Origin of the sequence: Enterobacter sp. EC_64 (genome assembly GCF_019584165.1) — a bacterium.
Lineage (GTDB): Bacteria > Pseudomonadota > Gammaproteobacteria > Enterobacterales > Enterobacteriaceae > Enterobacter > Enterobacter roggenkampii.
This window is the reverse complement of sequence record NZ_VDAS01000006.1, coordinates 55828-78364: the sequence shown is the minus strand read 5'-3', so window position 1 is coordinate 78364 and position 22537 is coordinate 55828. Positions and strand designations below refer to the sequence as shown.

Here is a 22537-nt window from a genome sequence, read left to right as displayed (position 1 = left end):
TGAGCGACATGGTTGATATGACAAAAACTACCACCGAGAAAAAACTCACTCCGGGTGATATTCGTGGCGTGTTCATCCGTTCTAACCTGTTTCAGGGTTCATGGAACTTCGAACGTATGCAGGCGCTGGGTTTCTGCTTCTCCATGGTTCCGGCGATCAAACGCCTGTATCCGGAAAACAACGAAGCGCGCCGTCAGGCCATCAAGCGTCACCTGGAATTCTTTAACACCCATCCTTACGTTGCGGCCCCCGTTCTGGGCGTAACGCTGGCGATGGAAGAGCAGCGTGCGAACGGCGCAGAGATTGACGACGGTGCCATCAACGGTATCAAAGTCGGCCTGATGGGCCCGTTGGCCGGCGTCGGTGACCCGATCTTCTGGGGTACCGTGCGTCCGGTGTTCGCGGCGCTGGGTGCCGGTATCGCGATGAGCGGCAGCCTGCTTGGCCCTCTGCTGTTCTTCATCCTGTTCAACGCCGTGCGTCTGCTGACCCGTTACTACGGCGTGGCCTACGGCTACCGTAAAGGGGTGGACATCGTTAAGGACATGGGCGGTGGCTTCCTGCAGAAACTGACTGAGGGGGCGTCAATCCTCGGCCTGTTTGTCATGGGGGCACTGGTTAACAAGTGGACGCACGTGAACATCCCGCTGGTGGTATCGACCATCACCGGACAGGATGGTCAGACCCGCGTCACCACCGTGCAGACGATTCTGGACCAGCTGATGCCGGGCCTGGTCCCGCTGCTGTTGACCTTCGCCTGTATGTGGCTGCTGCGTAAGAAAGTGAACCCGCTGTGGATTATCGTTGGCTTCTTCGTCATCGGTATCGCGGGTTACGCCGTCGGCCTGCTGGGTCTGTAATGCAATAACGTTAGACGCCGGGGGCTTGCCCCCGGTTTTTTATTGGTTATCTGGAGGAAGAATGACTGTCACGGACATCGTACTGGTTTTATTTATTATTGCCCTTCTGGCTTATGCGATCTATGACGAGTTCATCATGCCGCGCCGTCACGGCGAGACGCTGCTCTCCCTTCCCCTGCTACGACGCGGGCGCGTGGATGCCTTTATCTTCGTGGGCCTCATCGCCATTCTTATTTACAATAACGTCACCAGCCATGGTGCATTATTAACCACATGGTTATTATGTGCGCTGGCATTAATGGCGATTTATCTGTTCTGGATCCGCACGCCGAAAATCATTTTTAAATCCCACGGATTCTTCTTCGCCAATGTATGGATAGAATATAACCGTATTAAAGAGATGAATTTATCCGAGGACGGCGTACTGGTGATGCAATTAGAACAACGCCGCCTGCTTATTCGGGTGAAGAATATTGATGACCTGGAAAAGATATACAAGTTACTTGTTAAAACTCAATGACTTAGCTATATAGCAATGGCTATATCCTGTGTTTATTTTGCGCAAGCAATATAGCCAAAGCTATATCCCCACCGCTAATTTGAACGCTATTTGTTAACGATATTTTCACGATTAAAGACAAATGAAAATCGTTATCAACAAACGATTTAAATAATGCCTTTTCATTGTTGTTTTATATTCTCAAAATATGTTAAGGTTGCGCCCGTCGTTGGGGAGTAGCCGATTTCCTGTTCGCAGGAAATGTACGTGTCAACATACTCGTTGAAAAACGTGGCACGTACGGATCGCTTACCGCATGTCTTATGTGCGTTGCGATCAGGCGAGACCATAGATACATCAACTGCTGTTTACTGGGGGCAGTGATGTGTCATATGGATATCCCCGGTCTGGACGCTGTTATGAATATCTCCGCTACGATCCTTCTCGCTTTTGGCATGTCCATGGACGCGTTTGCTGCTTCCATCGGAAAAGGCGCCACGCTCCACAAACCTAAATTCTCAGAAGCTCTGCGTACCGGCCTGATTTTTGGCGCTATCGAAACGCTGACCCCGCTTCTCGGCTGGGGACTTGGCATGCTCGCCAGCCAGTTCGTGCTGGAGTGGAACCACTGGATTGCCTTCGTCCTTCTGGTGTTTCTCGGTGGCCGAATGGTCATTGAAGGTTTTCGCGGCGCCGATGATGAAGACGAGGAGCCGCAGCACCGCCACGGCTTCTGGCTGCTGGTCACCACGGCCATTGCCACCAGCCTTGATGCGATGGCCGTCGGCGTCGGTCTGGCATTTTTGCAGGTCAATATTATCGCCACCGCGCTGGCTATTGGCTGTGCAACCCTGATTATGTCCACGCTGGGCATGATGGTCGGACGGTTTATCGGCCCGCTGCTGGGTAAACGCGCCGAGATCCTCGGGGGGATTGTGCTGATTGGCATTGGTGCCCAGATCCTCTGGGCACACTTCGCCGGTTAATCTTCGCGCTGCCAGATGTGGATGCTGAAGTCCGTCTGGCAGCGAAATGTTGAGTGTGCCGCTAACGTTTCCCATACCTCAGGTTTTGCCCGCCACGCGAACGGCGTCATCTGCAATAACGCGACGGCCTCTTCCCCTTTCAGCGTCATTTCGTACGCCACCGATTCCGCCTGCTTTAGGGTAAAACCGGCCAGCTGTTCAGAATGAGGGGCATGGAGACGCACTTCGTCGTAGATCAGCCCTTTCAGCTCCATCAGATGACGCGGACCTGGCGTCACGGTGACCACCCATCCGCCCGGTTTAACGACGCGCGCCAGCTCCTCCGCCTTACACGGCGCGTAGATGCGGATAACCGCGTCCATGCTGGCATCGTCAAACGGCAGCCGGTGGCTGGACGCCACGCAGAACGTCACGTTGGTATAACGTTTTGCCGCCGCGCGAATGGCCACTTTCGACACGTCCAGACCGAATGTCTGTGCGCCCTTCTCACGAGCAACCTCCGCAAACCGTGCGGTGTAGTACCCTTCCCCACAGCCGATATCGAGCATGGCGGTGGCGGAAGCCGGCAGAATGTCATTCAGCCTCTGCGCGACGGTCTCCCGCAGCGGCAGATAGTGCCCGGCATCGAGAAACGCGCGGCGCGCCCGCATCATCTCTGCACTGTCGCCAGGATCGCGCGAGCGCTTATGCTGCACCGGCAGAAGATTCACGTAGCCTTCTTTTGCCTGGTCAAACTGATGCCCCTGCGGACAGGTATAACGTTTATCTGAGTAGGTCAGGGGGGCGTGACAAAGGGGACAGCTGAAGGACATGGCTACTCCGGAGCATAATCAAAGGGCGAAGTGTACCGCTATTCGCCCCTGTTATAAACGCCCGGTTAGCGCATGACGATAAGGTGATCGGACCCCGCCGGTAATCCGTCAGGTTTGATATTCTCCAGACGCAGCACGTTACCCATAATCTCGCTGAAGACAGGCGCGGAGACGGCACCGCCGTAGTAGGCCCCGTTTTGCGGATCGTTAATCACCACCACCAGAGCAAAACGCGGATTGCTGGCAGGCGCAACGCCCGCGGTGTAGGCGACGTATTTATCGACATACTTCCCGCTATCGTCAATTTTCTTCGCCGTGCCGGTTTTCACCGCCACCCGGTAATCACGCACGGCAGCCTTAACGCCACCGCCGCCCGGCAGCGCAACGCTCTCCATCATGTGCTCCACTTCGTGCGCAATCTCTTCCGGCATGACGCGGTGCCCGATAACGGGGGGATCGATGCGGGTGATGGAGAGAGGACGCTCAAGCCCGAACCCGCCAATCGTGGCGTAGACGTGGGCCAGCTGGAGCGGCGTGACCATCAGCCCGTAGCCGAAGGCAAAGGTCGCGCGATCGAGCTGGCTCCAGTATTTACGCTGTGGCAACAGCCCCGAGCTTTCCCCTGTTAAGCCAAGCCCCGTATTGGTGCCAAAACCAAAGTTTCGATAGGTATCAATAAGGTGCTGAACGGGCATCGCCAGAGAAAGCCGGGAAACGCCGGTGTCGCTCGATTTTTGCAGGATCCCGGTCATCGTCAGCTCAGGGTAATAGCCCACGTCGCGAATGCGATGCCCGTCAAGGGTATACGGATGGGTGTCAATCACGCTGTCCGGCTGGACCAGGCCCTGCTGCAGGGCCGTCATCAGCACCAGCGGCTTGACGGTCGAACCGGGTTCGAACGTATCGCTGATCGCGCGGTTGCGGAAATCATTTATCGTCGCGCCTTCCCGATTATTGGGATTGAAATCCGGATAGCTCGCCATCGCGAGTATTTCCCCGGTTGGGATATTAATTAATACCGATGCCCCCGACTCGGCCTTGTTCCAGGCCACGGCATTGTCGAGCGCATCTTCGGTGATGGTTTGCAGCCGCTCGTCAATACTTAACTGAATGTTATGCGCCGGTGAGGGCGCGATTTCTGTCAGGTTTTCAACCACGCGCCCGTAGCGATCTTCCCTTACCTGACGCACGCCCGGCTTGCCGGTGAGTTGGGCGTTGAAGCTCTTTTCCACTCCTTCAATGCCCTGCCCGTCAATATTGGTGAAACCAATCAGGTTCGCAGCCACATGGCCAGCAGGATAAAAACGGCGGGACTCGTCGCGTAAATTGATGCCGGGCAGATTCAGTTTATCGATCCACTTTGCCTGTGCCGGATCGACCTGGCGGGCAAGGTAAATAAAACGCCCCTGCGGGTTGGCGTTGATGCGTGCCGAGAGCGTGCCGAGGGAGAGATGCAGCGCGCTGGCCAGCGCCTGCCAGCGCTCATCAAGGTTGACGCCCCCTTTTGCCAGCACCGTCTTAGGATCGGCCCAGACGGCCTGGACAGGCACGCTCACCGCCAGAGGGCGGCCCTCGCGATCCATTATCATGCCGCGCGGCGCATCAATCGCCAGCTGGCGGAGGGATCGCATATCTTCCTGCTTCACCAGATTGTCAGGCTTAATGATTTGCAGCCAGGCAACGCGACCCAGCAGAAAAGCCAGACTACAAAAAATAGCTAAACAGAGCAGCACAAAACGCGCCGGTGTGAAATTTCCGACGGTCGCTATCGATATCTTCTTCACCTGAACCCCAGGACTGTAAAACAACGCACTGATTTAACGGGAAAAGATGGGTTTAGGGTGGCAAAACAGTGCTACTAACCTCGCAGCTTTGCAACAAGTTACTAACAAGACCGTGGATGGTAATATTTTGAAAGATAAGGGACATAAAAAAGCCCCGCGACAGGCGAGGCTTTATGTCTGAGAGTGAAGTGCCGGGCACTTCAGTCAGCAGCGGTTCGATCAGATAGCAGTTACGTTAACTGCAGCTGGGCCTTTCTGGCCGTCCTGAATTTCGAACTCAACGTTCTGGCCTTCAGCCAGAGTTTTGAAGCCGTTACCCTGGATTGCAGAGAAGTGTACGAACACGTCTTTGCTGCCGTCAGCAGGAGTAATGAAACCAAAACCTTTAGACTCGTTGAACCACTTAACTTGACCTTTAATCTTTGCCATTTTGCAAAATTCCTTAGAGTGTTTTCTTAGCCCGCAGGCATTAACTGAGATAAAACTGAGACATTACTGCATGAGGCACTAATATAAGGTTCGGCAGAGAAGCGGTATTCAACGACAACGTGTTTACTCAGGACTTCTTTACTGAAAATGCCACACATAAACAGAACTGTACCTCGTTTGACCCAAAACGTGTTATCACACACTATGTTTAATATGGCAAGCCATTTTTAAACATGTCTCGATCCGCCGCACAAATTCGAACAGTGCCTGTCAGGTTTTGCACAATTATGCGCATCGCGTACAGACAGCCCTGCTGCATAACAAAGACCCAGCATTGCTTGCACAACCGCTGTAATCTAAGACTTTTTTAACATAGCTCATTCATTACGAACCGTCCAGCAACCAGGAAAAGAAATCTTTCGTCCTGATTGAGTTAGAACAATTTGTGAAAAGTTATGCTTAAATCATTGTAACGCGACCAAATTGTTTCAGAGAAAAAACACTGTTAAAAACCCGCTTCCATCTGTATTAAAATGCACCAGCGAATAAACAGCGTTATGCACCAAAATAATGAAATTTTTATGACTCTGCATCAAAAGAAGGCAAGCAAAACGTTTCGATAAAAATAAAACATTCCCAGGCGCGTTTACATCAAGAATATATGCAACAATTTATCGCTTCGTTTAGAAGGATAAATATTCACCAATTTTCAGTATCCTGAAAGAATGATTAACTGGTGCTAAATTATCGAGCACGTCAGTTAACTCCTGCACAGGTTCATCTAAAGCTTCATCTGCCAGTTCAAACACGCCCCAGTGAATGGGAAACGCCAGAGGGCAACCCAACTGCTGCCACAATGCCACCGCTGATTGCGGATCCATATGATGAACAGCCATGAACCATCGTGGGGCATAGGCACCAATCGGCAACGCGGCGGCATCTATCTGGCCCAGGCGTTCAGGAATCAACAACAGCTCAGGCGAATAGCCGGTATCACCGCTGAACCAGAAACGGTGATGCCGTCCTTCCATCACCCAGCCGCACCATAAGGAACGATTGCGGTTCCATGGCGTGCGCATGCTCCAGTGCTGTGCCGGCACGGCGGTCAGCGTCATCCCCTGCCAGGTGAAACTCTGCCACCAGTCGAGTTCGACCACGCGTTTTGCTCCCCGGCGACGAAACCAGTCGGCCAGGCCCAACGGAACGAAACAACAGACGTCGGGAAAGCGCTTGAGGATTCTGCGAATGGTTGCGTCATCAAGATGATCGTAATGATTATGGGAGATGACAACCGCATCAAGCTGATGAAGTTGCTCGACAGACAGTACGGGAGGCGTTTTGCGCTGGGGTCCCAGGAAAGGCAGCGGAGAAGCACGTCGTGAAAACACCGGATCGGTAAGAATGATATTGCCGTCCAGCTGCAGCAACACGCTCGCGTGTCCGAGCCACCACACCCCATCTTCATGAGATTGCGCCAGCTCAACGGGTTGCCACCACTGGCGGATGAAATCGTCATAACCCAGCGCGGGCGGCTTCGGTAAACCGGCCTCTTTGCGCGCTTTACGCCAACGGTCAAGGTCACCGGGTTGATGTCCGACAGGAAGGGTATTACGAAAACCGTTCGGGGTATGATGTTTCAGGGAGGGGTCATACCAGGGATTTTTCCAGACCACAGCCACCTCCCAGGACAAAAAAGATTAACGCTCAGCCACCAGGCGGATAAAGTCGTCTTCGTCTTTGTTATCTTCAGCGACCGCGTCTTTCGGCGCGTCTTTCTCTTCCGGTTCGTTAGCCTCGCAAAGACGGCGTAGCAATGCATTCTGGCGTTTTTGCTGATCGAGCAGCGCTTCCAGCAGTTCGATCTGCTCATTTGTACGCGAACTGGCCCGATTCACGAAAAACCAGATGACCAGCCCCACAAGCAGAACCACCAAAGAAATCATCAGGGATGCCATATTCAGCAACCCTGAATTCAGTAACTCACCCATTTCACCACCTCAATAAAAACGTCTATTTTACCACTGGCGTGAAGGAAGGAAATCACGTTGAGAAAAAATGTGTATTACCACGGAATAAATTTGTTGATTGCGCAAACGCCGCTAAAAAACTGTACATCCTGATCGCACATCACATTGATCGTCTGCGTCCATAACACCACGCACGCTATCAGTACGATAATCAGAATTACCCAGCGTATTTTTTTCACTCCACACTCCGTCTAAGGACCTGATGTAACGAGATTATCACGCTTATCTTAAACAAGGGCTAACTGCGCCACCATCGCGGTTTTTAAGAATGCTGCACTTGTTTCATTGCGTAAACACGTTACGCTAGCATTACGATAACAACGATAAAAGAGGTAATAATGCGATTCATCATTCGAACAATTATTGCACTGGCCCTTGTCTGGATTGGCCTTCTGTTAACGGGCTATGGTGTGCTTGTGGGGAGCACAGAAAACGCAGCCGGGTTAGGCATTCAGTGTAAATACCTAACCGCACAAGGAATGAGCACCGCCCAGTATCTGCATACTGACAGTGGGATCATTGGCTTAACCCAATGTCCTGTACTGCGTAAAACATCCGTCGTGATTGATAACGGCTAATCAGCCAGGTTCATGAGGCATAAAAAACGCCGCATCAGATGCGGCGTTTTTTCATTTCAGCAGGGATTAAAACGGGTAGTCGTGATAGCCCATCTGTTCAGAAATTTTACGTGCGGCAGTGTGCAGAATAGTCACATACTCATGCAGACGCTCTTCGGAGAAGCGTAAGGTTGGGAAAGAGATACTTAAGCCCGCAATCACCACCCCAAAGCGGTCAAATACCGGGACGCCGATACAGCGCAGCCCCTCTTCCTGCTCTTCGTTATCTTCGCCATACCCTTGCTCGCGCACGCGGTCGAGCACCGTCAGCAACGCTTCCGTACTGGTAATGGTTCGTTCCGTGCTGCGCTTGTATTCCACGCCTTCGAGGATCTGCTCCACTTCCTCGCGATCGCGCCACGCCAGCAGAACCTTACCAATCGCGGTACTGTAGAGCGGGTTGCGGCGCCCAATGCGCGAATACATGCGCAGATTGTACATGGAGTCGATTTTATGGATGTAAACAATGCTGTCTTCATCCAGCGCACCGAGATGAATGGTCTCTTTGGTCAGGCGAGAGATTTCACGCATCTGAATGTCCGCGCTGCGGATCAGGTCAACGTTTTGTAGCGCACGCGCCCCCAGTTCAAACAGCTTCAGCGTCAGAGAATATTTTTCAGACTCGCCTTCCTGCGCAACGTAACCCAGTGACTTCATGGTTTGTAAAAAGCGATAAACGGTGCTTTTTGACATCATCACGCGCTGCGACAGCTCTGTAATACCTATTTCACGCTCTTCTCCAAGCGCCTGTAAGATGCCAAACACCTTCAGCACGGAAGAAACAGAATCTGGTTGTTTATCCAAATCCGCAATAGCCATTTACCACCTCATAGCGAGTGTTTTATAAAAATCAGAACTGGTTTTTATTATAAGTTCCCGTCATGTCAGCTGCAATCAATCCGCGTTTACTTCGTTACAAATCTGCGACATATCGCGGCTGTAACAATGCTAAAATAGTTACCCTGAGAATAATTTCACGCTGAGCTTTTTACTCCTGATGGACAAGAATCTTTCCGATGGCCTGCCATTACCCCAGCGGTATGGCGCAATAGCGACCATCATTATCGGTATCTCCATGGCCGTCCTTGACGGCGCGATTGCCAACGTTGCCCTGCCAACCATCGCCAGCGACCTGCATGCCTCACCCGCCAGTTCGATTTGGATTGTTAACGCCTACCAGATTGCGATTGTGGTTTCACTGCTCTCGTTCTCTTTCCTGGGCGATATGTTCGGTTACCGCCGGGTGTATCAGTGTGGCCTGGTGGTTTTCACGTTTACCTCCCTGTTCTGCGCCCTTTCAGATTCACTGCATACCCTGACGCTAGCGCGTATTGCGCAGGGTTTTGGCGGCGCGGCGCTCATGAGCGTAAACACGGCGCTGATCCGCTTGATTTATCCCCAGCGCCATCTGGGGCGCGGGATGGGGATAAACTCGTTTATTGTGGCCGTCTCTTCTGCCGCCGGGCCAACCATTGCGGCAGCGATCCTTTCCGTCGCGTCATGGCAATGGCTGTTCGCCATTAACGTGCCGCTGGGTATCGTCGCCATCTTCTTTGCCCTGCGCTTTCTTCCCGCTAACGGCCCCAAAAGCAGCATGCCGCGCTTCGACGTGGCGAGCGCGGTGATGAATGCCCTGACCTTCGGCCTGCTGATTACGGCGCTGAGCGGCTTTGCGCAGGGACAATCGCTGATGCTTACCGGCGCTGAGCTCATCGCCCTGCTGGCGATCGGCTTCTTCTTTGTTCGCCGCCAGCTCACCCTCCCCGCGCCTTTGCTGCCCGTTGATCTGCTGCGTATTCCTCTCTTTTCACTCTCCATTTGCACGTCCGTCTGCTCGTTTTGCGCCCAGATGCTGGCTCTGGTTTCTCTGCCCTTCTTTCTGCAGAGCGTGGTAGGCCGGTCAGAAGTGGAGACCGGACTGCTGCTCACCCCCTGGCCGCTGGCGACCATGGTGATGGCCCCGCTGGCAGGTTACTTAATTGAACGCGTTCATGCCGGTTTACTCGGGGCGCTGGGGCTGGCGGTGATGGCGACAGGCCTTTTCGCACTGGCATTTCTGCCCTCGTCGCCTTCCGATCTGGACATTATCTGGCGCATGATCCTCTGCGGCGCGGGGTTTGGGCTGTTCCAGTCCCCCAATAACCACACCATTATCACCTCAGCGCCGCGACATCGCAGCGGAGGGGCCAGCGGCATGTTGGGAACCGCGCGTCTCCTTGGGCAAAGCACCGGTGCGGCGCTGGTCGCCCTGATGTTTAACCTCGCAGGCCAGAACGGCAACCATGTTGCCCTCCTCACCGCCGGTATACTTGCCACCCTCGCGGCTATCGTCAGCGGCCTGCGGGTGACCCAGCCCAGGGTTCAGGCATAAAAAAAGCCGGGCGGAGTGTTCTCCTGCCCGGCTTATTGTGTTTTGTTGCGTTACTTCAGGTATTCCCCACTGCGCAGCGCTTCAATACGTTTATCCAGCGGCGGGTGAGACATAAACAGCTCGCTCAGCGATTTGGATTTACCGTTAATGCAGAAGGCCATCATGCTGTTCGCTTCCTGCGGCTCGTAGGAGGTTTTCAGACGCTGCAGCGCGGCAATCATCTTCTCGCGACCAACAAGCTTCGCAGAACCGGCATCCGCGTGGAATTCACGGTGGCGGGAGAACCACATCGTGATGATGCTCGCCAGAATACCGAATACCAGTTCCAGCACCATCGACACGGCAAAATAGATCAGCGGGTTGCCGTTGCTCTCTTCGCCTTCGTCACGGTTGCCGCCCATGAAGCCAGCGGCAATCTGCGCCAGAATGCGGGAGATAAAGATCACGAAGGTGTTTACCACGCCCTGAATCAGGGTCATGGTCACCATGTCACCGTTTGCGATATGGCTGATTTCGTGGGCGATAACCGCTTCGGCTTCGTCACGGCTCATGTTCTGCAGCAGTCCGGTGCTAACAGCGACCAGTGACGCATCGCGGCGGGCACCCGTGGCGAACGCGTTGATGTCCGGAGCATGGTAAATGGCCACCTGCGGCATGGCGATCCCGGCCTGACGGGACTGCTGAGCCACCGTATTCATCAGCCACTGTTCCATATCGTTACGCGGCTGTTCAATAACCTCACCCCCTACCGATTTCAGTGCCATCCACTTCGACATCAGCAGGGAGATGAACGAGCCACCAAAACCAAACAGCAGCGCCATAATCAACAGACCCTGAACGCTGCTCGACTGAATTCCCGTCAGGCTTAGCACGAGCCCGAAAACCACCATCACCGCCAGGTTGGTGAGCAGGAAGAGCGCGATTCGCATCATAATTTTCTTTTTACCTCAGTTTAACAAAACGCACTATGCGATTACCCACATCGTATGGGTATTGCGGCTATTTTCAAGCATCCGGTGGGCGTAAGTCACCAGAAAGACACAACTTTACACAATTGAAAATCTGGCTGACGGAAGGATGAAGAACAAAAAGAAACAGGCACAATCTCTTGTGCCTGTTGGGAGGTTATTTTGCCGGAGCGGGCTGTACGGCAGGTTTCTCTTTTTCCTGATTCGCCAGGTCGAGCGCGATATGCACCGTCTCGTCGAGATACGGATCCGGCTCCTGGTAATCTTTTGGCAGATCGTCCAGTTTCTTGAGCAGAGGTTTACCTTCACGCTTGAAGCGATCGTTGATACGCGCCAGGCGGGTTGCATCGTCTTCGTTGTTCTCTTTTTCACGCTGAGCGTAGTTCAGAGAAACGATATTCCGCTTATCTTTCAGGGCATTGAATCGGGCAATATCCTTCAGGATGTACTGGAACTCCGGATCTTTCGCGATGCGGTCGTTATGCGCCTTCAGCAGCTCAGGGCCAAATTGCGTCATATCACCCGCTTTCACGTAGGTCGCGGCATTGATGCTGTCCCACGGCAACGCGTTATCTTCAAACTTCTCGCCGGTTTCCGTCTCCTGGGTGCCTGTCGGCATGATGATGTCCGGCGTGACACCCTTACGCTGCGTACTGCCGCCGTTTACGCGGTAGAATTTCTGAATGGTGTACTGAACCGAGCCCAGTGCAGGCCATTCCGGACGCAGCATTTGATCGTAAATCCGATTCAGAGAGCGGTACTGCTGAACGGTGCCTTTACCGAAGGTTGGCTCACCGACGATCAGCGCGCGGCCATAGTCCTGCATGGCTGCGGCAAAGATCTCAGACGCGGAAGCGCTGAAGCGGTCAACGAGAACAACCAGCGGGCCTTTGTAGTAGACCACACCGTCATTGTCCGCATCTTCGCGCACTTTACCGTTGTTATCGCGCACCTGAACCACCGGGCCAGATGGGATGAACAGGCCAGAGAGTGAAACCGCTTCCGTCAGCGCCCCGCCGCCGTTACTGCGCAGGTCGATGATGATGCTGCTGACGTTCTGCTTTTCAAGTTTCTGCAGCTGAACTTTCACATCGTCTGTCAACCCGACGTAGAAGCCAGGAATATCCAGGACACCCACCTTCTCTTTACCCACGGTTTTCACCGACATTTTCACCGCGCGATCTTCCAGACGGATACGCTCACGGGTCAGGGTAACGATACGGGTTTTGGTGCCTTTTCCGGCTGGCAGAATCTCCAGACGAACCTTGCTGCCCTTCGGACCTTTGATCAGCGCAACCACGTCATCAAGACGCCAGCCGATCACATCGACCATGTTCTGGCCGGTTTGTCCCACACCCACAATGCGATCGCCTACGCTAATGGCTTTGCTTTTGGATGCCGGACCACCCGCGACCATCGAATTGATCACCGTATAATCATCGTCCATCTGCAGCACCGCGCCGATACCTTCCAGAGACAGGCTCATTTCGGTATTAAACTGCTCGGTGTTGCGAGGTGAGAGATAGTTTGTGTGCGGATCGATTTCGTGCGCAAAGGCCGTCATGGCCAGTGAGAAAACATCCTCACTGTTGGTCTGTGCCAGGCGACGAATGGCAAATTTGTAACGACGCGTCAGCGTGTCACGGATCTCTTTTTCGTCTTTGCCGGTGAGCTTAAGGCTCAGCTCGTCGTATTTCACTTTGCCGTCCCACAGCGCATTCAGCTCGGCTTCATCTTTTGGCCAGGGCGCTTTGCTGCGGTCCAGATTGAAGGTGTCGTTGCCGGTGAAGTCCATCGGACGTTCCAGCACTTTCAGCGCGTACTGATAGCGTTCGAAGCGGCGCTTTTGCGACAGGTTGTAGAGATCGTAGAAGAGATCCAGCTTGCCTGAACGCAACTCGTCACCCACCTCGGATTTCCGCTTAGCGAACTGCTCGACATCGCTGGCGAGCAAAACGTTATGGCTGTAATCCAGCAAGTTCAGATAGCGGTCAAAGATTTTGGCCGAAAAGGCCTGATCGAGATCGAACTGACGATAGTGCGAACGGGTGAAACGTGAGGTCACGCGCTCGCTCACCGTCGCGTGCTGCGTCTCTTCCTTGAGTACCGGAATTTGATCAACACGCGTGATATCGTCCACTGCAAAGGCGTGACCTGTTATAGCAAACAGGCCCGCCAACGCGGTGAGCTTAAAAAAAGTGTTCATGCCAGGCTTGGCCTCCGTTTCAGAACAACAAGTGTTCTGCGCGTACAATCATTGACATACCAGAAGTCAGCTGTACACGAACGCCATCTTTGGTGATTTCCAGTACGGTGGCGTCCATAGCATTGTTACCCGCTTTTACCTTCAGTGCCTGACCCACGCTCAGGGCGTTGATGTCAGAAACCGGCGTATGGCGCGGCTCTTCACGAGGCGCACGCGGGGCTTTTGCTGCTGGTTTGTCTGCACGCGGTTTGCGATCGTTATTATCGTGACGACGCGGCGCAGGGCGTGGTTTACGCTCACGACGAGGCGCTTCTTCCTGGCCGTTTGCCGCGGCGGCTTCGCGTTTTTTCGCTTGCTGTTCTGCACGTTGTGCCTGAACGCGTGCTTTGGCTTCTTCCAGCTGCTTGCGCGCGTGCTCAACGTGCTGCTCGTCCAGCTCACCGCAAGGGTTGCCGTCGAGATCCACGCGGGTCGCGCCAGGTTTGATACCGTACAGGTAACGCCAGCTCGAAGTATAAAGACGTAAGGCGGAACGCAGCTGAGTTTTGCTGAGGTTCATTTCCCCTTCAACACGCGCCACCAGATCCTGAAAAATACCGACTTTCAGGGGACGAGCTTCGCCTTCCGCGCTGAAGCACTGCGGGAAACGCTCGGCCAGAAATGCGATAACTTCTTTACTGCTATTCAACTTAGGTTGATTTTCCATGAAATTTCCTGATTACAACGGACGTTGCCAACAAGCGCAGGCATGAACAGGCGTCATTATAATGACGCTATCAGTAAATGCTACGTTATCCGTTGATTATCCTGCGACGCTCGCAAAGAATTTTTGATAATCGGTTGCTGCGAGTACGTTTTCCAGATTCGCCACCAGCTCGCGCAGCCCCTGTTCGTCCTCGGTTGTAAAGCGACTGAAGACCGTACTGTCGATGTCCAGAACGCCAATAATCTGATTTTTGACCACCAGCGGCAGAACGATTTCAGAATTACTGGCAGCATCACAGGCGATGTGCCCGTCAAACGCATGAACGTCTTCCACACGCTGGACCTGATTCTCGGCCACCGCCGTGCCGCATACGCCACGCCCTACCGGAATACGCACGCAGGCCAGTTTGCCCTGGAACGGACCGAGCACCAGCGTTTCACCTTCCAGAAGGTAAAAGCCCGCCCAGTTCACGTCAGAGAGACGTTCAAACAGCAATGCGCTAGTATTTGCCAGAGTGGCTAAGAAGCTGGTCTCACCCGCCATCAATGCCTTAAAATCGCGGTTCAGATCCGCGTAGAATTCTGTTTTGTTCATTATTCAATCACTTAGTTGTCTTACAAAATTACCGCATAGCCTATTAAAATAAGCATTAAATGCGCTCATGCTCAAGATGAATCCGTTCATGAGTTATTATAACTTTCAACAATACTTATTTGTGCGCAGCTGATGGCCTTAAAAACAACCAAAATTACGCCGACGAGAAAGATAACTGTCCATACGGTAAGCGAAGCTTTGCCTCGTGCACATTATCAGCGTTGCCCCCAGTGCGATACGCTTTTTATGTTGCCGAAGATGAAATCGCACCAAAGTGCCTTCTGTCCCCGCTGTGACGCCAAAATTCGCGATGGCCGCGACTGGTCGTTGACCCGCCTCGCCGCCATGGCCGTTACCATGCTGCTGCTGATGCCCTTCGCCTGGAGTGAGCCGCTGCTAAAACTCTACCTGCTCGGCGTGCGCATTGACGCCAACGTGCTGCAGGGTATCTGGCAGATGACCCGTCAGGGCGATCCCATCACCGCCGCGATGGTGCTGTTCTGCACCGTCGGCGCCCCCCTGGTGCTGGTTGCCGCCATTGCCTATCTCTGGTTTGGCAATATTCTTGGCATGAACCTTCGCCCGGTGCTGCTGATGCTGGACAAGCTCAAAGAGTGGGTGATGCTAGATATTTATCTGGTCGGCGTGGGGGTTGCGTCAATAAAGGTGCAGGACTACGCCTTTTTGCAGCCCGGCGTCGGACTCTTTGCCTTCATCTGTCTGGTATTGCTGAGCATCCTGACGCTGATCCACCTGAACGTTGAGCAGCTCTGGGAGCGATTCTACCCTCAGCGCCCCGCCACGCGTCCCGATGAAAATCTGCGCGTCTGTCTGGGTTGCCACTATACCGGGTTACCCGACACGCGCGGACGCTGCCCGCGGTGCCACATTCCGTTGAGACTGCGGCGCAATAACAGCCTGCAAAAATGCTGGGCGGCGCTGATCGCCTCCCTGGTGTTCCTGATCCCCGCCAATATGCTGCCGATTTCCATCATTTACGTGAATGGTGGACGTCAGGAGGATACTATCCTCTCCGGGATTATCTCCCTTGCGCACAGCAATGTCGGGGTGGCGGCAATCGTCTTTATTGCCAGTATCCTGGTTCCCTTTACCAAAGTGGTGGTGATGATTACCCTGCTCATCAGCATTCACTTAAAGTGTGAACAAGGTTTACGGACCCGCATTTTGCTTCTGCGATTCGTCACCTGGATTGGCCGCTGGTCAATGTTAGATCTGTTCGTGATTTCGCTGATGATGTCGCTCATCAATCGCGATCAGTTACTTGCTTTTACAATGGGACCCGCGGCTTTTTATTTCGGCTCTGCGGTGATATTGACTATTCTTGCTGTGGAATGGCTGGATAGCCGCTTACTTTGGGATGCACATGAGTCAGGAAACCCCCGCTTCGCCGACTGAAGCGAGAATTAAAACAAAACGCCGCATTTCGCCATTCTGGTTGCTGCCCGTCATCGCCCTGATGATTGCAGGCTGGCTTATCTGGACAAGCTATGAGGATCGCGGCAGTACCGTCACCATTGATTTCCAGACCGCCGACGGCATCGTCGCCGGGCGAACCCCCGTTCGCTTCCAGGGGGTTGAAGTGGGTACGGTTCAGGATATCTCCCTTGGAAAAGGGCTGAACAAGATTCAGGTGCGGGTCAGCATTAAATCTGACATGCAGGATGCCCTGCGCAGCGAAACGCAGTTCTGGCTGGTGACGCCAAAAGCCTCGCTGGCCGGTGTTTCCGGTCTGGATGCGCTCGTCGGCGGTAACTATATCGGCATGATGCCCGGCAAAGGCGAACCGCAGGATCACTTTGTGGCTCTGGATACGCAGCCCAAATACCGCCTCAATAACGGCGATTTGATGATTCATCTCCAGGCGCCGGACCTCGGTTCCCTGAACAGCGGCTCCCTGGTCTATTTTCGTAAGATCCCGGTTGGCCGCGTGTACGACTACGCGATTAACCCGAATAAACAGGGCGTCACCATTGATGTGCTGATCGAGCGCCGCTTCACCAATCTGGTGAAAAAGGGCAGCCGCTTCTGGAACGTGTCCGGCGTGGATGCCGACCTCAGCCTGAGCGGTGCAAAAGTGAAGCTGGAGAGTCTGGCCGCACTGGTGAACGGCGCCATCGCCTTTGACTCCCCGGAAAACTCAAGCCCTGCCACGGCTGATGACACGTTCGGATTGTACGCCGATCTGGCGCACAGCCAGCGCGGCGTGATTGTTAAACTCGCCCTTCCCGATGCTAAAGGACTAAAAGCGGGTTCAACGCCGCTGATGTATCAGGGTCTGCAGGTCGGCCAGCTCACCAAAATGACGCTCAACCCGGGCGGATCGGTCACTGGCGAAATGACGGTCGATCCGAGCGTGGTCGATCTCCTGCGCGAGAAAACGCGCATCGAAATGCGCAGTCCAAAGATCTCCCTGAACGATACCAGCCTCAGCACGCTGCTGACCGGCAATACCTTTGAGCTGATCCCCGGGGAAGGTCAGCCCAGCAATAGCTTCGTGATTGCCCCGGCGGATAAAGCCCTGCTGCAAAAGCCGGGCGTCGTGACGGTTACGCTCAATGCGCCAGAAAGCTATGGCATTGAAGCCGGTCAGCCGTTGATTTTACACGGCGTGCAGGTGGGACAGGTGCTGGAGCGCAAGCTCTCCGCGGATGGGGTGCAATTCTCCGTTGCCATCGACCCGCAATACAGAGACCTGGTACATGGCGACAGTAAATTCGTGGTGAACAGTCGCGTCGACGTGAAGGTAGGTCTGGACGGCGTGGAGTTTCTCGGCGCCAGCGCCAGCGAATGGGTGAACGGCGGCATCCGTATTTTGCCGGGGGATAAAGGCCCCGTGCGCGACAGCTACCCGCTGTATGCCAACCTTGAGAAAGCGATTGAAAACAGCCTGAGCGATCTTCCTACCACCACGCTGACGTTAAGCGCCGAGACCCTGCCGGACGTTCAGGCGGGCTCCGTGGTGCTGTATCGCAAGTTTGAAGTCGGGGAAGTGATCGCCGTTCGCCCGCGTGCCGACGCCTTTGATATCGAACTGCACATCAAGCCGGAGTACCGCAAGCTGCTGACGCCGAATAGCGTCTTCTGGGCCGAAGGTGGCGCGAAAGTGCAGCTGAACGGTAACGGACTGACCGTACAGGCCTCTCCGCTGTCACGCGCGCTGCGCGGGGCGATTAGCTTCGATAACCTCAGCGGAGCGGGCGCGAACCTGCGTAAAGGCGATAAGCGAATTCTCTTCCCGTCCGAGACCGCCGCACGCGCCGTGGGCGGGCAGATTACCCTGCACGCGTTTGATGCCGGTAAGCTGGCGGAAGGCATGCCCATCCGCTACCTGGGCATTGATATCGGGCAGATCCAGAAGCTGACGCTGATCACCTCGCGTAACGAGGTGCAGGCTACCGCCGTGCTCTACCCGGAATATGTGCAGACGTTTGCGCGCGCGGGTTCGCGCTTCTCGGTGGTGACACCGCAGATCTCGGCCGCAGGCGTTGAGCATCTCGACACCATTTTGCAGCCGTACATCAACGTGGAGCCAGGCCAGGGCAATGCCCGTCGTGATTTCGAACTGCAGGAAGCCACGATCACCGACTCGCGCTACCTTGGTGGCCTGAGCATCGTGGTGGAAGTGCCGGAAGCCGGCTCGCTGAGCATCGGCACGCCGGTCCTGTTCCGCGGCATAGAGGTCGGTACGGTCACGGGCCTGACGCTCGGGACGCTCTCCGACCGCGTGATGGTGGCGCTACGCATCAGCGAACGCTACCAGCACCTGGTGCGTAATAACTCGGTGTTCTGGCTGGCATCCGGCTACTCGCTGGACTTCGGCCTGACGGGAGGCGTGGTGAAAACCGGGACCTTCAACCAGTTCATTCGCGGTGGTATTGCGTTTGCCACACCGCCGGGGACGCCGCTGGCGCCGAAAGCGCAGCCGGGTAAACATTTCCTGCTGCTCGAAAGCGAACCAAAAGAGTGGCGCGAATGGGGAACCGCCCTGCCGCGTTAATCTGCAAGGCTCCGGTGTCAACGCACCGGGGCCTTTATGTTACACTGCGCACCTGAACTTTTCCCTGTGGTGTGCCCGTGGCTCAAAACTCCGTATTTCTTCCTGAACAATTCCTGGCGCAGATGCGCGAGGCGCTTCCTTCTCACCTGTCGTTAGACGATTTTATCGCCGCCTGCCAGCGTCCGTTACGCCGCAGTATTCGCGTTAACACGCTGAAAATCAGCGTCGAGGATTTTCTGGCGCTGGTCGCGCCCTACAGCTGGCAGCTTACGCCGGTACCGTGGTGCGCTGAGGGATTTTGGATCGAGCGCGATGACGAAGACGCCGTGCCGTTGGGAAGCACCGCTGAACATCTGAGCGGCCTGTTCTATATCCAGGAAGCCAGCTCGATGCTGCCGGTGGCAGCCCTGTTCGCCGATGGCAATGCGCCCGAGCGCGTGATGGATGTGGCCGCGGCGCCCGGCTCAAAAACCACGCAGATTGCCGCCCGTATGGGTAACCGCGGCGCGATCCTCGCCAACGAGTTTTCCGCCAGCCGCGTGAAGGTATTGCATGCCAACATCAGCCGCTGCGGTATTCATAACGTTGCCCTGACGCACTTCGACGGCCGCGTGTTTGGCGCCGCCCTGCCGGAAGCCTTCGACGCCATTCTGCTGGACGCCCCCTGCTCCGGCGAAGGGGTGGTGCGTAAAGATCCCGATGCGTTAAAGAACTGGTCCGTGGAAAGCAACATTGAGATCGCCGCCACGCAGCGGGAGCTGATCGAGAGCGCATTCCATGCCCTTCGCCCAGGCGGCACGCTGGTCTATTCAACGTGCACCTTAAACCGCGATGAAAACGAAGACGTCTGCCTGTGGCTGAAAGCGCAATACCCGGATGCGGTCGAATTCCTGCCGCTTAACGATCTGTTCGCCTCGGCACAGGAGGCGATTACGCCGGAGGGTTTCCTCCACGTATTCCCGCAGATTTACGACTGCGAAGGCTTCTTTGTGGCACGTCTGCGTAAAACGCAGGCGGTTGCTCCCCTGCCCACCCCCAAATTCAAGGTCGGCAACTTCCCGTTTGCCCCCCTCAAAGGTCGCGATGCAGCACAGCTTGTCGCCGCCGCCGAAAAAATTGGCCTGGTCTGGGATGAGAGCCTGCACCTCTGGATGCGTGATAAAGAGGTATGGCTGTTCCCGGCTGAGATCGAACCGCTCATCGGAAAGGTCCGTTTTTCCCGAATCGGGATCCGCCTGGCGGAAGTGCATAATAAAGGCTATCGCTGGCAGCATGAGGCCGTCATCGCCCTTGCCGGGCATGAGAATGCCTTTGCCCTGACGCATCAGGAAGCCGAAGAGTGGTACCGTGGTCGCGATGTCTATCCTGACAGCACGCCATCAGGCGATGAAGTGATCGTGACGTATCAGGGATACCCGCTCGGGCTGGCAAAAAAAGTCGGTTCACGACTGAAAAACAGCTATCCGCGCGAGCTGGTCCGGGATGGACGACTGTTTACCGGTAACGATCGCACGGCCTGAAAAAAGCGCATTTTTTTACTGGCGATTTTGCTCTCCTTGTCTACGATCAAAAATGGGTGGCCGTACTGGTCATACCAGATTTTGACAACCGACCCGGAGAGCACTATGACGAAAACCAGCGTGCGTATTGGCGCTTTTGAGATCGACGACGCAGAACTGCGCGGCGAAGCGCAAGGCGATCGAACGTTAAGTATTCCCTGCAAATCCGACCCGGATTTGTGCATGCAGCTCGATGCATGGGATGCAGACACCAGCGTCCCGGCAATACTTGATGGCGAACATTCTGTCCTTTACCGTGAGCATTACGATAGTAAAACCGATGCCTGGGTCATGCGTCTTGCCTGACCTAAAGAGAACCCGCCCGAAGGCGGGTTATTTATTACTGCAGCTGCGCCAGCGTAAAGTAACCGTCAAATACGGCGCCCGTATCAATGTAGTGGAGATTGTCAAAATCATACCTTCTGTCGACGGGCGTATGTCCGAACCAGAAATGATCCGCACCGCTGATGCCCTGCCCTTTACCCACCATAAACCCCGTCAACCGATCGCGATCCCATAAAACGCGCTGGGCGCTCACCGGTTTTTGCCAGCGGTATTCCGCTGCCGGATAATCCGCATGGGCAATCACGTTCAGACCGTTCGCACAGGTTATCTCGATGATATGCGGTAAATCGTGACAGGCCTCGAGCAACGATAGCGCAAGCTGTTGCTGGTCCCGTTCAAGTTGCCTGAACCATATTCCGCCATTCATTGTCCAGAGTGAAAAATCGTTATTATCCAGACTGTCGAGCGCCATTTGCTCATGGTTGCCCCGGACGGCACGAAACCATTTTTCATTGATAAGCTGTAATGATTTAACGCTGTCCGGACCGCGATCGATCATATCCCCAACGGAAATAAGCAAATCCTCATACGGATTAAAATGACGGCGTTTAAGCTCATCCATAAGCCGCTGATAACAGCCATGTATATCGCTGACCACCCAGACGTGACGCCACATTCCACCTTCAATTCGCTGATACATAGCCCCTCCTGTTAACAGTATAGCCGCCACAGAAAGGGCAACAGCCGGGCGTGGTCCTCACGAAATGAAACAAACGGTAAACCAAACAGAAATAAAGATCCTCGCGCTATTAATCCCTTTTTCCTGGCTCTTTAGAATAAGGGTATAAAAAAAGAGGGGTCTTCACGTGTCTAATACGCACCTGCATAACGATGTTTTCTATCCGCATCGCACAAATATTATTTCTGAGCTGGTGAACGGCAAACGCGTGCCGGGGCCGATCTGGCGCAAGCGCGAATATCGCCTGAAGTTCCTGTTACGTTCGCTGGTGTTCTGGTCTTCTACCCATCGCATGCTGGAGGCGCTTTCTGGTCGCGACGATTTCGACAGACTTCTGGCCTCTCAAATTACATTGCCGAGCAAAACCCACCGGCAGTACCTGATGCGCGGTTTGACGGCTAACGATCGCGCCGACGCGATCGTTAGCCATTATTACTGGATTGATAGCCTGAAAGAGAGCGGCCTCGCCCTGGCACTGACCAGCCCACAGGAGAAGCCCGTTGCGCAGTTCCATGCAAAAGACGGAGTTATCTATACGGTTAATGCGTCCTCTGCGGGGAAAGCCGAGCGTGAAGGCGAAAGCACGCTTTGGCTTCGCGACAACGAGGATACGCTGCTGGCCAGCCTGACCTTTAGCGTCGCGCGCAGCAATGGGCAACAGGTCATGGTCATCGGTGGGCTTCAGGGCCCCCGCCGCAGCGTAACGCGTGACGTGATTAAACAGGCCACCCGCGCCTGCCACGGTTTGTTCCCTAAGCGCGTGTTGATGGAGGTGCTTTTCCAGCTGGCTGCACAGTCCTCCGTCCGGGCGATTTTTGCCGTCAGCGATGAGGGCCACGTATTCCGTGCGCTGCGCTATCGCCTCAGCAAAGGCCGCCATTTCCACGCCAGCTATGATGAATTTTGGGCCTCTCTGGACGGTAAAAAGCTCTCAGCCTTCTGCTGGCAGCTGCCGCTACAGATGGCGCGTAAATCGCTTGAAGAGATTGCCAGTAAAAAACGCGCTGAATACCGCCGTCGCTTTGAGCTGCTTGATGAAATTGAGGCGTCGGTTAAATCGCACTTTTAGACCCCGCA

General features: G+C 54.6%; 22 protein-coding genes, 1 pseudogene and 1 riboswitch. Of the genes and pseudogenes, 10 read left to right on the top strand and 13 right to left on the bottom strand.

Annotated features, from left to right (window positions below):
- The first annotated feature begins 8 nt into the window (after window positions 1-8).
- The 3 genes from FHC52_RS06580 to mntP all read left to right on the top strand — a co-directional run bounded on the left by FHC52_RS06580 (window position 9) and on the right by mntP (window position 2345).
- Window positions 9-860 carry a PTS mannose transporter subunit IID gene (locus tag FHC52_RS06580; RefSeq protein ID WP_006810994.1) on the top strand — a complete coding sequence of 284 codons (852 nt, stop codon included), beginning with the start codon at window positions 9-11 and terminating at the stop codon, window positions 858-860.
- Window positions 861-921: 61 nt separating this feature from the next.
- On the top strand, window positions 922-1380 hold the full coding sequence (locus FHC52_RS06575; protein ID WP_063435830.1) for a DUF986 family protein: 459 nt from the start codon (window positions 922-924) through the stop codon (window positions 1378-1380).
- A 198-nt stretch (window positions 1381-1578) separates the two neighbouring features.
- A riboswitch (yybP-ykoY riboswitch) is annotated at window positions 1579-1768 on the top strand.
- A gap of 10 nt (window positions 1769-1778) precedes the next feature.
- The gene (gene mntP, locus FHC52_RS06570) at window positions 1779-2345 is read left to right on the top strand and encodes a manganese efflux pump MntP (protein ID WP_123922258.1); all 567 of its coding nucleotides are present in this window, start codon (window positions 1779-1781) and stop codon (window positions 2343-2345) included.
- Here mntP and rlmA read toward each other — a convergent pair.
- From rlmA to mgrB, 7 genes and pseudogenes are all read right to left on the bottom strand, one after another.
- Window positions 2342-3157, bottom strand: coding sequence for a 23S rRNA (guanine(745)-N(1))-methyltransferase (gene rlmA / locus FHC52_RS06565; protein WP_220419979.1), 816 nt, complete (start codon window positions 3155-3157; stop codon window positions 2342-2344). The two genes, mntP and rlmA, sit on opposite strands and share 4 nt — an antisense overlap.
- A 65-nt stretch (window positions 3158-3222) precedes the next feature.
- Window positions 3223-4941, bottom strand: a complete 1719-nt coding sequence (gene ftsI / locus FHC52_RS06560; RefSeq protein WP_126288331.1) for a peptidoglycan glycosyltransferase FtsI — start codon at window positions 4939-4941, stop codon at window positions 3223-3225.
- 219 nt (window positions 4942-5160) lie between these two features.
- Window positions 5161-5370 (bottom strand): transcription antiterminator/RNA stability regulator CspE, encoded by a 210-nt coding sequence (gene cspE / locus FHC52_RS06555; RefSeq protein WP_001062678.1) that lies wholly within the window; start codon window positions 5368-5370, stop codon window positions 5161-5163.
- 13 nt (window positions 5371-5383) lie between these two features.
- Window positions 5384-5528, bottom strand: a pseudogene (locus FHC52_RS06550) (DUF2627 domain-containing protein).
- A gap of 525 nt (window positions 5529-6053) precedes the next feature.
- Window positions 6054-7043: an MBL fold metallo-hydrolase gene (locus FHC52_RS06545; protein ID WP_126288329.1), complete on the bottom strand. Its 990-nt coding sequence runs from the start codon at window positions 7041-7043 to the stop codon at window positions 6054-6056.
- Window positions 7044-7067: 24 nt separating this feature from the next.
- The gene (locus FHC52_RS06540; RefSeq protein WP_008500484.1) at window positions 7068-7358 is read right to left on the bottom strand and encodes a YebO family protein; all 291 of its coding nucleotides are present in this window, start codon (window positions 7356-7358) and stop codon (window positions 7068-7070) included.
- A 74-nt stretch (window positions 7359-7432) separates the two neighbouring features.
- Window positions 7433-7576, bottom strand: coding sequence for a PhoP/PhoQ regulator MgrB (gene mgrB, locus FHC52_RS06535; RefSeq protein WP_006175995.1), 144 nt, complete (start codon window positions 7574-7576; stop codon window positions 7433-7435).
- A 159-nt stretch (window positions 7577-7735) separates the two neighbouring features.
- Between mgrB and FHC52_RS06530 the strand changes: the two genes are divergently transcribed.
- Window positions 7736-7975 carry a YobH family protein gene (locus tag FHC52_RS06530; protein WP_008500483.1) on the top strand — a complete coding sequence of 80 codons (240 nt, stop codon included), beginning with the start codon at window positions 7736-7738 and terminating at the stop codon, window positions 7973-7975.
- Between the two features lie 66 nt (window positions 7976-8041).
- On the opposite strand, the gene kdgR is transcribed toward FHC52_RS06530, so the two are convergent.
- Window positions 8042-8833 (bottom strand): DNA-binding transcriptional regulator KdgR, encoded by a 792-nt coding sequence (kdgR, locus tag FHC52_RS06525; protein WP_008500482.1) that lies wholly within the window; start codon window positions 8831-8833, stop codon window positions 8042-8044.
- A gap of 178 nt (window positions 8834-9011) precedes the next feature.
- On the opposite strand from kdgR, the gene FHC52_RS06520 reads away from it, so the two are divergent.
- Complete coding sequence (locus FHC52_RS06520) at window positions 9012-10385, top strand: MFS transporter (protein ID WP_126288327.1); 1374 nt, start codon at window positions 9012-9014, stop codon at window positions 10383-10385.
- A 50-nt stretch (window positions 10386-10435) separates the two neighbouring features.
- Here the strand turns inward: FHC52_RS06520 and htpX are convergent, their stop codons facing one another.
- The 4 genes from htpX to FHC52_RS06500 all read right to left on the bottom strand — a co-directional run bounded on the left by htpX (window position 10436) and on the right by FHC52_RS06500 (window position 14859).
- Entirely contained in the window at window positions 10436-11317 is an 882-nt protein-coding gene (htpX, locus tag FHC52_RS06515; RefSeq protein ID WP_014884290.1) for a protease HtpX, read from the bottom strand.
- A 193-nt stretch (window positions 11318-11510) separates the two neighbouring features.
- A complete protein-coding gene (prc, locus tag FHC52_RS06510; RefSeq protein WP_008500478.1) occupies window positions 11511-13559 on the bottom strand; it encodes a carboxy terminal-processing peptidase in 2049 nt (682 codons plus the stop codon).
- Window positions 13560-13578: 19 nt separating this feature from the next.
- On the bottom strand, window positions 13579-14265 hold the full coding sequence (proQ, locus tag FHC52_RS06505) for an RNA chaperone ProQ (protein WP_014884292.1): 687 nt from the start codon (window positions 14263-14265) through the stop codon (window positions 13579-13581).
- Between the two features lie 96 nt (window positions 14266-14361).
- Window positions 14362-14859, bottom strand: coding sequence for a GAF domain-containing protein (locus FHC52_RS06500; protein WP_008500476.1), 498 nt, complete (start codon window positions 14857-14859; stop codon window positions 14362-14364).
- A gap of 132 nt (window positions 14860-14991) precedes the next feature.
- Between FHC52_RS06500 and yebS the strand changes: the two genes are divergently transcribed.
- From yebS to FHC52_RS06480, 4 genes are all read left to right on the top strand, one after another.
- On the top strand, window positions 14992-16275 hold the full coding sequence (gene yebS / locus FHC52_RS06495) for a membrane integrity lipid transport subunit YebS (protein WP_021240425.1): 1284 nt from the start codon (window positions 14992-14994) through the stop codon (window positions 16273-16275).
- On the top strand, window positions 16244-18877 hold the full coding sequence (locus tag FHC52_RS06490; protein ID WP_008500474.1) for a PqiB family protein: 2634 nt from the start codon (window positions 16244-16246) through the stop codon (window positions 18875-18877). The genes yebS and FHC52_RS06490 overlap by 32 nt, the downstream gene beginning before the upstream one ends.
- 77 nt (window positions 18878-18954) lie before the next feature.
- Window positions 18955-20397 carry a 16S rRNA (cytosine(1407)-C(5))-methyltransferase RsmF gene (rsmF, locus tag FHC52_RS06485; RefSeq protein WP_126288325.1) on the top strand — a complete coding sequence of 481 codons (1443 nt, stop codon included), beginning with the start codon at window positions 18955-18957 and terminating at the stop codon, window positions 20395-20397.
- A gap of 105 nt (window positions 20398-20502) precedes the next feature.
- On the top strand, window positions 20503-20742 hold the full coding sequence (locus tag FHC52_RS06480; RefSeq protein WP_008500472.1) for a YebV family protein: 240 nt from the start codon (window positions 20503-20505) through the stop codon (window positions 20740-20742).
- 34 nt (window positions 20743-20776) lie between these two features.
- Here FHC52_RS06480 and pphA read toward each other — a convergent pair whose 3' ends face one another.
- Complete coding sequence (pphA, locus tag FHC52_RS06475; RefSeq protein ID WP_039266603.1) at window positions 20777-21421, bottom strand: protein-serine/threonine phosphatase; 645 nt, start codon at window positions 21419-21421, stop codon at window positions 20777-20779.
- 166 nt (window positions 21422-21587) lie between these two features.
- On the opposite strand from pphA, the gene FHC52_RS06470 reads away from it, so the two are divergent.
- The gene (locus FHC52_RS06470; protein ID WP_021240429.1) at window positions 21588-22529 is read left to right on the top strand and encodes a VirK/YbjX family protein; all 942 of its coding nucleotides are present in this window, start codon (window positions 21588-21590) and stop codon (window positions 22527-22529) included.
- Window positions 22530-22537 lie beyond the last annotated feature (8 nt).

Coding starts and splice junctions, on each gene's coding strand:
- FHC52_RS06580 (WP_006810994.1), top strand. CDS start 9: ATGGTTGATATGACAAAAACTACCACCGAGAAAAAACTCACTCCGGGT.
- FHC52_RS06575 (WP_063435830.1), top strand. CDS start 922: ATGACTGTCACGGACATCGTACTGGTTTTATTTATTATTGCCCTTCTG.
- mntP (WP_123922258.1), top strand. CDS start 1,779: ATGAATATCTCCGCTACGATCCTTCTCGCTTTTGGCATGTCCATGGAC.
- rlmA (WP_220419979.1), bottom strand. CDS start 3,157: ATGTCCTTCAGCTGTCCCCTTTGTCACGCCCCCCTGACCTACTCAGAT.
- cspE (WP_001062678.1), bottom strand. CDS start 5,370: ATGGCAAAGATTAAAGGTCAAGTTAAGTGGTTCAACGAGTCTAAAGGT.
- FHC52_RS06540 (WP_008500484.1), bottom strand. CDS start 7,358: ATGGGTGAGTTACTGAATTCAGGGTTGCTGAATATGGCATCCCTGATG.
- FHC52_RS06530 (WP_008500483.1), top strand. CDS start 7,736: ATGCGATTCATCATTCGAACAATTATTGCACTGGCCCTTGTCTGGATT.
- kdgR (WP_008500482.1), bottom strand. CDS start 8,833: ATGGCTATTGCGGATTTGGATAAACAACCAGATTCTGTTTCTTCCGTG.
- FHC52_RS06520 (WP_126288327.1), top strand. CDS start 9,012: ATGGACAAGAATCTTTCCGATGGCCTGCCATTACCCCAGCGGTATGGC.
- htpX (WP_014884290.1), bottom strand. CDS start 11,317: ATGATGCGAATCGCGCTCTTCCTGCTCACCAACCTGGCGGTGATGGTG.
- prc (WP_008500478.1), bottom strand. CDS start 13,559: ATGAACACTTTTTTTAAGCTCACCGCGTTGGCGGGCCTGTTTGCTATA.
- proQ (WP_014884292.1), bottom strand. CDS start 14,265: ATGGAAAATCAACCTAAGTTGAATAGCAGTAAAGAAGTTATCGCATTT.
- FHC52_RS06500 (WP_008500476.1), bottom strand. CDS start 14,859: ATGAACAAAACAGAATTCTACGCGGATCTGAACCGCGATTTTAAGGCA.
- yebS (WP_021240425.1), top strand. CDS start 14,992: ATGGCCTTAAAAACAACCAAAATTACGCCGACGAGAAAGATAACTGTC.
- FHC52_RS06490 (WP_008500474.1), top strand. CDS start 16,244: ATGAGTCAGGAAACCCCCGCTTCGCCGACTGAAGCGAGAATTAAAACA.
- FHC52_RS06480 (WP_008500472.1), top strand. CDS start 20,503: ATGACGAAAACCAGCGTGCGTATTGGCGCTTTTGAGATCGACGACGCA.
- pphA (WP_039266603.1), bottom strand. CDS start 21,421: ATGTATCAGCGAATTGAAGGTGGAATGTGGCGTCACGTCTGGGTGGTC.